The 12,317-nt window shown below is 68.9% G+C and carries 11 protein-coding genes; 10 read left to right on the plus strand and 1 reads right to left on the minus strand.

Annotated elements, in window-relative coordinates:
* Positions 1-21 precede the first annotated feature (21 nt).
* The 9 genes from CKY28_RS00740 to CKY28_RS00780 all read left to right on the plus strand — a co-directional run bounded on the left by CKY28_RS00740 (position 22) and on the right by CKY28_RS00780 (position 9,653).
* Positions 22-633 (plus strand): NADH-quinone oxidoreductase subunit J, encoded by a 612-nt coding sequence (locus CKY28_RS00740; RefSeq protein ID WP_095996426.1) that lies wholly within the window; start codon positions 22-24, stop codon positions 631-633.
* Positions 630-944, plus strand: coding sequence for an NADH-quinone oxidoreductase subunit NuoK (gene nuoK, locus CKY28_RS00745; RefSeq protein ID WP_095996427.1), 315 nt, complete (start codon positions 630-632; stop codon positions 942-944). Before CKY28_RS00740 ends, nuoK begins: the two co-directional genes overlap by 4 nt.
* A 4-nt stretch (positions 945-948) precedes the next feature.
* Entirely contained in the window at positions 949-3,015 is a 2,067-nt protein-coding gene (gene nuoL, locus CKY28_RS00750; RefSeq protein WP_095996428.1) for an NADH-quinone oxidoreductase subunit L, read from the plus strand.
* Between the two features lie 7 nt (positions 3,016-3,022).
* A complete protein-coding gene (locus CKY28_RS00755; protein WP_095996429.1) occupies positions 3,023-4,564 on the plus strand; it encodes an NADH-quinone oxidoreductase subunit M in 1,542 nt (513 codons plus the stop codon).
* Positions 4,564-6,018 carry an NADH-quinone oxidoreductase subunit NuoN gene (nuoN, locus tag CKY28_RS00760; protein ID WP_095996430.1) on the plus strand — a complete coding sequence of 485 codons (1,455 nt, stop codon included), beginning with the start codon at positions 4,564-4,566 and terminating at the stop codon, positions 6,016-6,018. The genes CKY28_RS00755 and nuoN overlap by 1 nt, the downstream gene beginning before the upstream one ends.
* Positions 6,019-6,170: 152 nt before the next feature.
* Complete coding sequence (locus CKY28_RS00765) at positions 6,171-6,875, plus strand: biotin--[acetyl-CoA-carboxylase] ligase (protein WP_095996872.1); 705 nt, start codon at positions 6,171-6,173, stop codon at positions 6,873-6,875.
* A gap of 8 nt (positions 6,876-6,883) precedes the next feature.
* Complete coding sequence (locus tag CKY28_RS00770; protein ID WP_095996431.1) at positions 6,884-7,669, plus strand: type III pantothenate kinase; 786 nt, start codon at positions 6,884-6,886, stop codon at positions 7,667-7,669.
* Positions 7,670-7,717: 48 nt separating this feature from the next.
* Positions 7,718-9,355 carry a ribonuclease J gene (locus tag CKY28_RS00775; protein ID WP_095996432.1) on the plus strand — a complete coding sequence of 546 codons (1,638 nt, stop codon included), beginning with the start codon at positions 7,718-7,720 and terminating at the stop codon, positions 9,353-9,355.
* A 13-nt stretch (positions 9,356-9,368) separates the two neighbouring features.
* Positions 9,369-9,653, plus strand: a complete 285-nt coding sequence (locus CKY28_RS00780) for a DUF1467 family protein (RefSeq protein WP_095996433.1) — start codon at positions 9,369-9,371, stop codon at positions 9,651-9,653.
* Here the strand turns inward: CKY28_RS00780 and CKY28_RS00785 are convergent.
* Positions 9,650-11,884: a coiled-coil domain-containing protein gene (locus CKY28_RS00785; RefSeq protein ID WP_095996434.1), complete on the minus strand. Its 2,235-nt coding sequence runs from the start codon at positions 11,882-11,884 to the stop codon at positions 9,650-9,652. The genes CKY28_RS00780 and CKY28_RS00785 overlap by 4 nt on opposite strands.
* A 102-nt stretch (positions 11,885-11,986) precedes the next feature.
* Here CKY28_RS00785 and CKY28_RS00790 point away from each other — a divergent pair, with 102 nt between their 5' ends.
* Entirely contained in the window at positions 11,987-12,283 is a 297-nt protein-coding gene (locus tag CKY28_RS00790) for an Hpt domain-containing protein (RefSeq protein WP_095996435.1), read from the plus strand.
* Positions 12,284-12,317: the final 34 nt, after the last annotated feature.

The raw sequence follows: 12,317 nt of genomic DNA on the forward strand, positions 1-12,317 counted from the left end.
CGCAAACAACAGGGACCGGCTTTGATCCAGGCCATCGCCTTTTACCTCTTCGCGACCGTGACGATCGCCTCGGCCGCGCTGACCATTTCGTCGCGCAACCCGGTCCACTCGGTGCTGTGGCTGATCCTCGCCTTTTTCAACGCGGCGGGGCTGATGGTGCTCGCGGGCGCCGAGTTCATCGCGATGCTGCTGATCATCGTCTACGTCGGCGCGGTCGCGGTCTTGTTCCTGTTCGTCGTCATGATGCTTGACATCGACGTCGCTGAGATGCGCGCGGGCTTCGTGCGCTACCTGCCGCTGGGCCTCGCGCTCGCGGTGGCGCTGCTCGCTGAGATCGTCATCGGCATCGGCGCATACGGGGCGGGGGGCATCGAGCTCGCCGCGCGCACCGCGCCGGCCGCGCAGCCCGTGCCCAACATCCAGGCGCTCGGAAACCTGCTCTACACGCGCTACCTGTTCATTTTCGAGGTGGCGGGCCTGGTGCTGCTCGTCGCCATGATCGGCGCGATCGTGCTGACCTATCGCAAGCGCGGCGGCGTCCGCCCGCAGAGCATCCCGCGCCAGAACGCGCGCCGTCCGGAGGACGCGACGCGCAACGTCAACCAGCCGATCGGCGTGGGGGTGGAGCTATGAACGGCAGCATCGGCCTGATCCACTATCTCGTGGTCGCCGCCATTCTGTTCACCATGGGCGTGCTCGGCATTTTCCTGAACCGGAAGAACCTGATCGTCATCCTGATGGCGATCGAGCTGATCCTGCTCGCGGTGAACATCAACCTCGTCGCCTTTTCCGCGGCGCTGAACGACCTGGTGGGGCAGGTGTTCGCGATGTTCGTGCTGACGGTCGCGGCCGGCGAGGCGGCGATCGGACTCGCGATCCTGGTCATCTATTTCCGCAACCGCGGCGACATCGCCGTTGAAGACGCCAGCCGGATGAAGGGGTGACGGCTTGATCTCGGTAATCGTCTTCCTGCCGCTTCTGGCGGCGGTCATCGCGGGGCTGGGCAACCGCAATCTGGGGAACGTGCCCGCCAAGGCGATCACGACCGGCGCGCTGTTCGTGTCGTGCGCGCTGTCTTGGCCGATCTTCCTCGGCTTCCTGACCGGCTCCGCGCAGGCGCATGTCGAGCCCGTCATGCCCTGGATCATCTCCGGCGACATGGACGTGTCCTGGGGCCTGCGCGTCGACGCGCTGACCAGCGTCATGTTGGTGGTCATCACCACCGTCTCCGCGCTCGTCCACCTCTATAGCTGGGGTTATATGAGCGAGGACCCGGACCAGCCGCGCTTCTTCGCTTACCTGTCGCTGTTCACCTTCGCGATGCTGATGCTGGTGACGGCCGACAACCTCGTCCAGATGTTCTTCGGCTGGGAGGGCGTGGGCCTCGCCAGCTACCTCCTGATCGGCTTCTGGTACTACAAGCCCAGCGCCAACGCCGCCGCGATCAAGGCGTTCGTCGTCAACCGCGTCGGCGACCTGGGCTTCATGCTCGGCATCTTCGGCATCTACCTGGTGTTCGACACCGTCTCGATCCCCGAGATCCTGGCGGCCGCGCCCGGCATGACCGGCTCCACGATCGGCTTCTTGGGGATGCGCGCCGATACGCTGACCGTGCTCTGCCTGCTGCTGTTCGTCGGCGCGATGGGCAAGTCGGCACAGCTGGGCCTCCACACTTGGTTGCCGGATGCGATGGAGGGCCCGACGCCCGTCTCCGCGCTGATCCACGCCGCGACCATGGTGACCGCGGGCGTGTTCATGGTCTGCCGCTTGAGCCCGATGTTCGAGGCCGCGCCTGCGGCGCTCGCCGTCGTGACCGCGGTCGGTGCCGCGACCTGCCTGTTCGCCGCCACCGTCGGGCTGGTGCAGAACGACATCAAGCGCGTCATCGCCTATTCGACCTGTTCGCAGCTCGGTTACATGTTCTTCGCCGCCGGCGTCGGCGCGTACGGCGCGGCGATGTTCCACCTGTTCACGCACGCCTTCTTTAAGGCGCTGCTGTTCCTCGGCGCGGGCTCGGTCATCCACGCGATGCACCACGAGCAGGACATGCGCTTCTACGGGGGCCTGCGTCGCTCGATCCCGCTCACCTTCTGGGCGATGATGATCGGCACCTTCGCGATCACGGGCGTGGGCATCTATGGCGTGGGCGGCTTCGCGGGCTTCTACTCGAAGGACGCGATCATCGAGGCGGCCTGGGCGAGCGGCTGGCTCGGCGTGTCGATGGTCGGCATGCTCGTCGCGTTCCTGACGAGCTTCTACTCCTGGCGGCTCGTGTTCCTGACCTTCTTCGGCCAGCCGCGCTGGGCGGGCTCCGAGCACATCCAGCACGCCGTCCACGGGCATCACACTAGTGATGCCCATCACGGCCACGACCAGGAAGCGCACCCCGAGGCCGAGCACGGCGACTCGCCCGACCCGCATCACGGTCACGAAGACGTGCCCCACGGCACCGCCGGCTACCATCCGCACGAGAGCCCGCTCTCCATGCTGATCCCGCTGGGCGTGCTGTCGCTCGGCGCGATTGCGGCTGGCTTCGCCTTCCACCACGCGTTCATCGAGCCCGAGGGTGGCCCTGAGTTCTGGCGCGGCAGCATCGCGTTTAGCGAGCACCTGGCGCACGCGATGCACGAGGTGCCGCTGCTCGTGAAGCTGTCGGCGACGATCGCGATGATCTCGGGGCTCCTGCTCGCCTACGCCATGTACATCCGCTCGCGCGACGCGGCGTCCAAGACGGCGGACACGTTCCGCGTCGCCTACGACTTTTTCCTCAACAAGTGGTACTTCGACGAGCTCTACGACCTGCTCTTCGTCCGTCCCGCTTTCGCCTTCGGCCGCTTCTTCTGGCACCGCGGCGACGAGAAGACGATCGACCGCTTCGGGCCGAACGGCGCGGCCTGGCTCGCCCAGGCCGGCTCGCGCGCCGCGGCCAAGCTCCAGACGGGATATGTCTATACCTATGCCTTCGTTATGCTGATCGGGCTTACCGCCGCGGTCACCTGGGCCATCGCGGGCTGACGCCGCCATGGAGACGTTCCCGATCCTCTCGCTCATGCTGGGCATCCCCGCCGTCGCGGCGGTCGCCTGCCTGTTCGCCAGCCCCCGCGACGCCCGCTGGATCGCGCTGGGCGCGACGCTGGTCGACCTCGCGCTCGGGCTCGTGCTCTGGGCCGGCTTCGACCCGAACGGCGCCCAGTGGCAGTTCCAGGAGTTCCAGCCCGTCTTCGGTCGCTTCGCCTGGGCGCTCGGCATCGACGGCTTCGCGCTGCTGCTGATCCTGCTGTCGGTGTTCCTCATGCCGATCTGCATCGGGGCCAGCTGGCGCGCGATCGAGAAGCGCGTGCCGGAGTACATGTCGGCCTTCCTGCTGACCGAGGTGCTGATGATCGGCACCTTCGCGGCGCAGGACATCTTCCTGTTCTACATCTTCTTCGAAGCCGGCCTCATCCCGATGTTCCTGATCATCGGCATCTGGGGCGGCGCGAACCGCATTTACGCGTCGTACAAGTTCTTCCTCTACACGCTGCTCGGCTCACTCCTAATGCTGATCGCGATGCTGTATATGACGCGGACGGCAGGCTCGACCTACATCCCCGACCTGATGGCGTACGACTTCCCGGTCCGGGCGCAGACCTGGCTGTGGCTGGCCTTCTTCGCGTCGTTCGCGGTCAAGATGCCGATGTGGCCAGTCCACACCTGGCTTCCGGACGCGCACGTGCAGGCGCCGACCGCGGGCTCAGTGATCCTGGCGGGCGTGCTGCTGAAGCTAGGCGGCTACGGCTTCCTGCGCTTCTCGCTGCCCATGTTCCCCGAAGCGTCGAGCGAGCTCACCTGGCTTATCTTCGCGCTTTCCGCGGTGGCCGTGATCTACACGTCGCTCGTGGCGCTGGTGCAGAGCGACATGAAGAAGCTCATCGCCTACTCTTCGGTCGCGCACATGGCGATCGTCACCATCGGCCTGTTCGCCTTCAACCGGCAGGGCATCGAGGGCGCGATGATCGTGATGCTCAGCCACGGCCTGGTGTCGGGCGCGCTGTTCCTGTGCGTGGGCGTCATCTACGACCGCCTCCACACCCGCGAGATCGCGCGCTACGGCGGCGTGTCGAGCGTGATGCCGACCTTCGCCGTGTTCTTCCTGCTCTTCACCATGGCGTCGATCGGCCTGCCGGGCACGAGCGGCTTCGTGGGCGAGTTCCTGTCGCTGATGGGCAGCTACCAGGTGTCGACCTGGACCGCGTTCCTCTGCACCACGGGCATCATCCTGGGCGCGGCGTACATGCTCTACCTCTACCGCCGCGTCGCGTACGGCGAGGTGAAGTCGGAGGAGGTGCGCGCCATGCCCGACCTCACCGGCCGCGAGCTGTGGCTGCTCGCCCCCATCGCCGGCGTGGTGCTGTGGATGGGCGTGTACCCGGAGAGCTTCATGCGCCCGATGAGGAACGACGTCGGCCGCCTGCTCGCCCGCATCGAGCGCGCGACGCCGCACGGCGACTCCAACCCGACGCCCGGCCGCGGTGCGCCGGCCGCCGAACAGCATGCTTCCGCCGCGCACGGGGGCGCGCACTGATGGATTACGCGACCAACCTGCTGCTGACGCTGCCCGAGCTCGTCCTCTCGATCGGCGCGATCATCCTGATGCTCGTCTCGGCCTGGGGCGGGCAGGGCTCCACGCGCGCCGTGTCCTGGACGTCCGTCGCAATTGTCGGCGGCGCGCTGATCGCGCTCGCCGGCCCGGCGTCCGGGGGAGGCGTCGCCTTTGAGGGCCTGTTCCGCGCCGACGCCTTCGCTGCCTTCGCGAAGGTGCTGATCTACGTCGCCGCCGCGATCGCCATCGTCATGGCGCCCGGCTTCTTCGAGCGGACCAGCGGTGACGACCTGCGGCCCGAATACCCGGTCCTCGTCCTGCTCTCCGCGGCGGGCGCGGGGATCATGGTGTCGGCGGGCGACCTGCTGACGCTGTACGTCGGGCTCGAGCTGCAGTCGCTCGCCTCCTACGTGCTCGCCACCTTCATGCGCCGCGACGCGCGTTCGGCGGAGGCGGGGCTGAAATACTTCATCCTCGGCGCGCTCGCGTCGGGCATCCTGCTCTACGGTATCTCGATCGTGTACGGCTTCAGCGGCACGACCTTGTTTGAGGGCATCGCCGCCGCCTACGCCGTGCCCTCGGCCGAGCTGTCCAAGGGCCTGCTCTTCGGCCTGGTGTTCGTCTTCGCCGGCATCGCGTTCAAGCTCGCCGCCGTGCCGTTCCACATGTGGACGCCCGACGTGTACGAGGGCGCGCCGACACCCGTCACCGCGCTGTTCGCCACCGCGCAGAAGGTCGCGGCCGTAGCACTCGGCGTCCGCGTAGCGATCGAGGCGATGGGCCCCGCGCTGTTTCAGTGGCGCCAGATCGTCATCTTCGCCGCACTGGCGTCGATCGTGCTCGGCGCGGTCGCCGCGATAGGCCAGCAAAACATCAAGCGCCTGCTCGCCTATTCGTCGATCAACAATGTCGGCTTCGCGCTGATCGGGCTCGCGGCAGGCACGCCGGAAGGTGTGTCGGCGGTGCTGACCTACATGGCGATCTACATCGCGATGACGATGGGCAGCTTCCTCGTCGTGCTGCAGATGCGCGACCATGACGGCACACCCGTCGAGAGCATCGCGTCGCTGTCGGGGATGTCGCGCACGCGGCCGGCGCTGGCGGCGGCGCTGGCGATCTTCATGCTCTCGCTCGCCGGCATCCCGCCGCTGTTCGGCTTCTGGTCGAAGTTCGTCGTGTTCGACGCGGCGGTGCAGGCGGGGCTCTTGCCGCTGGCGGCGATCGGCATCGCGCTGTCGACGATCGGGGCCTATTACTATCTCCGCATCGTCAAGACGATGTACTTCGACGAGCCCGCCGGCTCCTTCCCGCCGGTCACGAGCCGGATCGAAGGCGGCCTGATCGCGGCGTCGGCGGTGTTCCTGTTCCCGGTCGGCTGGTTCCTGATCGTCCCGCTCGGCGCCTGGTCGCTGACGGCGGCGCGCTCGCTGTTCTGAGGGGCGATCCTTTCACCTCTACCCTCGTCACCCCGGGCTTGACCCGGGGTCCACGCGCGTCCGTGTCTGCAAGCGGTGTTTTCGTAAACGGCGGACGCACATGGATGCCGGGTCAAGCCCGGCATGACGGGATAAGGTGAGGAGGCGTGACGATCACCATCCGCACCGTCCCCGAGACCGGCTCCACCAACGCCGACATGGCGGCGCTCGCGCGCACCGGCCTGGGCGAGGGCGTCTGGCTCCGCGCCGAGCGCCAGACCGCCGGGCGCGGGCGGCAGGGCAGGTCGTGGGTGTCCCCGTCCGGCAACTTCTACGCCAGCACGCTCATCCGCCTGCGCCCGCCCGATCCGCCGCCCGCCACGCTCGGCCTGCTGACTGCGGTCGCGCTCGACGAGGGGATCCGCGTCTACTTGCGCGACGGCGACCTGCGGCTGAAATGGCCCAACGACCTGCTCCTCGACGGCGCGAAGCTCTCCGGCGTGCTGCTGGAGCGCGTAGACGACGCGGTGGTGGTCGGGGTCGGCGTGAACCTCGCGCACCATCCCAACCTGCCCGACCGTCCCACGACGAGCCTCGCCAAGCACGGGCTGGCGGTCGCGCCCGCCCACTTCGCCGAAACGCTGGCCGAGGCGTTCGCCCGATGGCTCGGAACCTGGCGAGGGCAAGGCGTCTCACCCATTCGCACCCGCTGGCTCGAGCGGGCGCACGCGGAAGGCGCCGTGCTCACCGCGCGTCTGCCGGACGGGAGCGTGCTTCCCGGTCTCTTCGCGGGACTGGACGCCGACGGCGCGCTCCGGTTGCGCTTGGCGGACGGGAGCACCCGTGTCATCCACGCCGCCGACATTCTCCTGGGTTAGCGCAACGCATGCTTCTTGCCATCGACGCCGGCAACACCAACGTCGTCTTCGCGCTCGTCGAGGGCCGGCGCATCCGCGCGCGCTGGCGCATCGCCACCGATCCGCGCCGCACCGCCGACGAATATGCCGTGTGGCTTAACCAGCTGCTCCAGCTCGAAGGTTTTGACCGCGCGGACGTGAAGACGGTGGCGATGGCCACCGTCGTCCCGCGCGCGCTCCACAATCTCCAGGTGCTGAGCTCCAAATATTTCGGCACCGAGGCGCTGATCGCCGGCCGCGCGCCGCTGGAGTGGGGCATCAACCTCGACGTGGACGAGCCGCAGTCGCTGGGCGCCGATCGCGCGGTGAACACGATCGCGGCGCACACGCTGCACGCGGGCGACCTCATCACGATCGACTTCGGCACGGCGACCACGTTCGACGTCAGCGACTACACCGGCGCGTATAAGGGCGGCATCATCGCGCCGGGCATCAACCTGTCCTTGGACGCGCTCGTCACCGCCGCCGCCAAGCTGCCCCGTATCGCCATCGAACCGCCCGCCAATCAAGGCGCGGTGATCGGCCGCAACACCGTCGATCAGATGCAGATCGGCATCTTCTGGGGCTATGTGGCGATGATCGAGGGCTTGGTCGCGCGCCTGAAGCGCGAGGTCGGCCGACCCGTGAAGGTTCTCGCTACCGGCGGGCTCGCCACGCTCTTCGAGCCGCACACGGACGTTTTCGACGTGATCGAGCCCGATCTGACGATCCAGGGACTGGCGATCATGTGCGAGCGCGCCCATATCCGGACCTGAAACGTTCGCGCCGAACCCGGCTCAGCGAACCCTCCACGAAAGAACGGAATGACTCCGCAAAACGAACTTCTTTTCTGCGCGCTCGGCGGTTCGGGCGAGATCGGTATGAACGTCAATCTCTACGGCGCCGACGGCAAGTGGGTGATGGTGGACTGCGGCATCACCTTCGCCGACAGCGCTTATCCCGGCGTCGACGTGATCCTGCCCGACCTCCAGTTTATCGAGGACCGCGCCGACGACCTGCTCGGCGTGGTGCTGACGCACGGCCATGAGGACCATATCGGTGCGCTGCCCTATCTCGCCGAGGACCTGGGCGTGCCGCTCTACGCCACTCCCTTCACCGCCGGCCTCATCCGCGGCAAGCTGGAGGAGGAGGGCATCGCGGATCGCGTGAAGATCCGCGTGATCCAGCCCGACGAGCGCTTCGCGTTGGGTCCGTTCGGCTTCCGCTACGTGCCGCTCGCGCACTCGATCCCGGAGGCGAACGGCTTGCTGATCGAGACGCCCTATGGCCGCGTGTTCCACACGGGCGACTGGAAGCTCGACGATGATCCCGTGATCGGCGCGCCGTCCTCGCCCGAGCAGCTGGCCGCGATCGGCGACGAGGGCGTGGACGTCATGGTCTGCGACTCGACCAACGCGTTCAATGCCAACCCGTCCGGCTCGGAGTCGAGCGTGCGCGAGGGCCTGCTGCAGGTGATCGGCGCAGCCCGGGGTCGCGTGCTCGTCACCACCTTCGCCTCCAACGTCGCGCGCGTCGCCACGCTCGGCCGCGTCGCCGAGGAGACGGGGCGCAAGCTCTGCATCGCGGGCCGCTCGCTCGACCGGATCACCAAGGTCGCGCGCCAGTGCGGCTATCTGACCGACTTCCCCGGCACGATCTCGCCCGAGGAGGCGATGCGCCTGCCGCCCAACCAGGTGCTCGTCGTCGCGACGGGCGGGCAGGGCGAGCCCCGCGCCGCGCTCGCGCGCATCGCCGAGGGCACCCACGCGCTGTCTCTGTCGTCGGGCGATACCGTCGTCTTCTCCTCGCGCCAGATCCCCGGCAACGAAGTCGCGATCGGCCGCATCCAGAACATCCTTGCCAAGAAGGGCGTGATGATGGTCACCGAGCGCCAGGCGCACGTGCACGTCTCCGGCCATCCCGGCCGGCCCGAGCTCGCTCAGATGTACCGTTGGATCCGTCCCAAGCTGCTCGTGCCCACGCATGGCGAGGCGCGGCATATGATGGAGCAGGCGCGCTTCGCCGCGGCCGAGGGCGTGCCCGACACGCTCGTCCAGAGCGACGGCGACGTCGTCCGCCTTCTGCCCGGCCCGGCGAAGAAGATCGGCGACGCGCCGGTCGGCCGGCTCGTGCTCGACGGCGACGTGATCCTGCCGTCCGACGGCGCCACCATCAACGAACGGCGCAAGCTCGCGCTTAACGGCCAGATCTCCGTCGCGGTCGCGATCGGCCGCAACGGCGGCATCCTGGGCGAGCCGCAGATTCGTCTCCAGGGCGTGCCCGTCGAGGAGGACCGCGAGCCCTTCATCGACGACGCGGTCGAGGCGGTGGAGGAGGCGGTCAACGGCCGCAAGCGCCCCGCCGACAAGCTTCGCGAGGACGTGCGCCTGGCGGTCCGCCGCGTCGCCACGCGCTGGACGGGCAAGAAGCCCGTCGTCGACGTGCTGCTGATCCAGGCCTGACGGGGGCGGCGCGATGCGGTGGACCTCCGCCCTCGCGATCTACATCCTGTTCTGGTCATTTACCGTGTTCGTGGTCCTGCCGTTCGGCGTCAGGACCACGGACGAGGCCGGGGGTGAGCGCGTTCCCGGCCAGGCCGACAGCGCGCCGCACGAATTCTCACTCAAGAAGCTCGTGCGGCGCACAACGATCGTCTCCGCGATCGCCTTCGCGCTCTACTACGCCAACTACGTTAACGGCTGGATCACGCCCGCCACGGTGAACGCGTTCCTGTGGGAGCGGGCGGGGATGAAACCCTAGCGCAGCCGCTCGATCGCCTGCGCCAGCGCCACGTACAGCTTGCCCATGTCCGACGACAGCAGGGTGATCGACAGCGACGACCCCTCCGGCTGCTGCAGCACCGAGCGCAGCATCGCCTCGAAATCGTGGATGTACCGGTTCACCGCGTCGCGGAAGCCCTCCTCCAAGTCGTAGAGGCGCGTCACGCGCTGCGCGTCGGCGGCGTCGAGCAGGCGCACCGCGCGGCGCGTGAAGACGCCGCGGTCGCCCTTGAGGTACGCCGCCCAGGCGCTGTCCGCCACCTCCGGGCTCATCATCTTGGTGACGTCGATCGCGGCCGAGTTGAGCTGCTCGATCAGATTGGCCGTCTGCCGCGCCATGCTGTCGCGGCCTTGCCGCTCGCGCTCCTCGCGCGCCTCCTCGATGCGCGCTTCGATGATCGCCGTCTGGTCGGCGATGACCTGCGTCTCGCGCGCGACGCGCTCGGCCGCTTGCGACGACGCCTCAGCGGCCGCCTCGGTCGCGGCGGTGAGCGCCTGCACCTGCCGCTCGACCGAGCCGGCCGCGGCGCGCCGGAACGCCTCCACGCCCGCGGTGCCGAGCTTCGCGGCGGCCTCCGGGATGATCGCGGTCAGCGTGCGCCGCGCCTCCTCGGCGGTGGCGGCGGCGGCGTCGCCGATGCGGTCCAGCGCCTGGACGAGCTGCGGCGCGGCGACGTCGACGAAGCGTTGCGTCCGCTCGACCGCCTCCTCGACCGTATGGCCCAGCCCGTCCGCCTTGGCGCGGCCCTGCTGCAGCGTCTCGATGAGGTTGCCCGACAGCTGATCCAGCGTGCGGCGCTGTTCGGCGATGACGCCCGCGATTGCCTCGATCGCGTCGTGCGTGCTCTCGGCCGCGGTGACGAGCGCGAGCAGCTCCGGCTTGGTCTCGGCGACGATCCGCTTGCTGGCGGTGATGCGCGTGTCGAGCCGCTCCAGCGCCTCGGGCATCGTCTCGTCGATCTCGCGCGTCGCGGCGTCGAGCGCGATGAGCAGCGACTCGGTGGTGCTGATCGTCCGCGTCGCCATCGCGTCGCCCGCTTTCAGCGCCTCCGTCATCGCGTCGGCCGATCCGCCGAGCGCGCTGATCGACGCGGCGAGCATCTGCGCCCGCTCCGCGCCCTCGGAGCCGAGGCGGTTCATCCGCTCCTCGACGTCCGAGATGCCGGTGCGCATACGTTCCACGATCAGGTCGCCCGACGCCACCTGAGCGTCGAGTCGGCCCGACAGCCGCTCGGCGAGCGCGTCGATCGTCTCCATGCGCTCGATCAGCGCCTCCGCGCCCTCGCGCGACACGCGCTCCAGCTGGCGCTGATGCGCGGAGATCGTCGCCACCATCGCCTCGCCCTGCGCCGCCAGGCCCTCGCGCGCGCCCTCCACGGTCGCTGCGGTGCGCGCGATCAGGTCGTCCACCGTGCGCGACAGGTTGGCGCTGACCGCCTCCAGCTGCTTGGCGGCGGCCGCGCTGCGCGCCTCCAGGTCGGTGGCGCGATCCGTCAGCGCCTGCGCCGAGCTGCGCGCGATCTCGTCGGCGTCGCGGCCGCGGTCGGACAACGTCAGCAGCTTCGCCTCGAGGTGCGCCGCCTGCTCCGCCGTCGTGGTCAACGTGCGATCCAGCCGGTCCGCGGCGTCGTCCACGCCCTGCTGCGCCAGCGGCAGCGCGGAGAGGAGGGCGGTGACGCTCGTCTGCGCGGTCGCGCCCGCTTGCGCCAGGCTGCGCGCATGGTCCTCGATTTGGCTGATCTCCACGCCCACGTCGTTGGCGATGCCGCTCAACCGCGTGTTCGCCGCGTCGCCCATCGCGAGCAGCGCGGTGACCTGTTCGGCCAGCTTCGTGCGGTTCGCGTCGATCTGGCGCGACAGCGCGGCCACCGTGCGGTCGAGCTGCGCGGCGTCCGCGTGGACCGACCGCGTCGTCTCGCCGAAGCGCCGCGCCTGGGCGCGCCCGTTCTGCTCGATGAGCAGCCACAGCCCGATCACCAGCACGGGCACCACGCACAGGGTCGCCAGGAACTGGACGAGGCCGAGCCCGTCGAGCGCGCCGAGCCTGGGTCCCGCTAGCCACAGCGCCAGCGCGAACCAGAGCGCGACCGCGCCGCCGGCGACCGCGGGACGCAGCCAATTCTTCTCCTCGGGCTCGAAATGCTCGATCGCGCCTTCCGGCTGATCCCAGCCGCCGGCCGCCACGAAACCTTCTTCGGCGCGATATTCCACTACACAAGCCCCCGATTACTTACCGCCGGTTTACCATGTTTCCGGCGTGCGACAATGCGAGCCGTTACTCCGCGTTAACCGCGGAAGGCTAGAGCCGAGGTCATGGCATATGATCCCGGTGCGATCGATGCGGCTCTGGCTGCGGCGGTGGGCGACGAGCCCGGCCTGATCGCCGAGCTCCGCGTCGCTTTCCACGAGAGCGCCGAGCGCGCGCTCGCCCAGCTCGAAAAAGCGTCCGACGAGGCGGAATGGCGAGAGAACGCGTGGCGGCTGAAGGGCTTGGCCGCGAGCTTCGGCGCGGTGCGGCTGATGGCGCTCGCCGCCGACGTCGCCGACCAGCCCGTCGGCTGCGAACAGACGCTCCGCCGCCTGCGCCGCGCCGTCGACCGTCTGGCGTGACACTGGACTAAGGCCGCTCCGCGCGCCTAACAGC

Origin of the sequence: Sphingomonas lenta, assembly GCF_002288825.1 — a bacterium.
Taxonomy (GTDB): domain Bacteria; phylum Pseudomonadota; class Alphaproteobacteria; order Sphingomonadales; family Sphingomonadaceae; genus Sphingomonas; species Sphingomonas lenta.

What these genes read in the sequence shown, in the direction of transcription:
- nuoK (WP_095996427.1), top strand. Translation starts at nt 630, where the DNA reads ATGAACGGCAGCATCGGCCTGATCCACTATCTCGTGGTCGCCGCCATT.
- CKY28_RS00755 (WP_095996429.1), top strand. Translation starts at nt 3,023, where the DNA reads ATGGAGACGTTCCCGATCCTCTCGCTCATGCTGGGCATCCCCGCCGTC.
- nuoN (WP_095996430.1), top strand. Translation starts at nt 4,564, where the DNA reads ATGGATTACGCGACCAACCTGCTGCTGACGCTGCCCGAGCTCGTCCTC.
- CKY28_RS00770 (WP_095996431.1), top strand. Translation starts at nt 6,884, where the DNA reads ATGCTTCTTGCCATCGACGCCGGCAACACCAACGTCGTCTTCGCGCTC.
- CKY28_RS00775 (WP_095996432.1), top strand. Translation starts at nt 7,718, where the DNA reads ATGACTCCGCAAAACGAACTTCTTTTCTGCGCGCTCGGCGGTTCGGGC.
- CKY28_RS00780 (WP_095996433.1), top strand. Translation starts at nt 9,369, where the DNA reads ATGCGGTGGACCTCCGCCCTCGCGATCTACATCCTGTTCTGGTCATTT.
- CKY28_RS00790 (WP_095996435.1), top strand. Translation starts at nt 11,987, where the DNA reads ATGGCATATGATCCCGGTGCGATCGATGCGGCTCTGGCTGCGGCGGTG.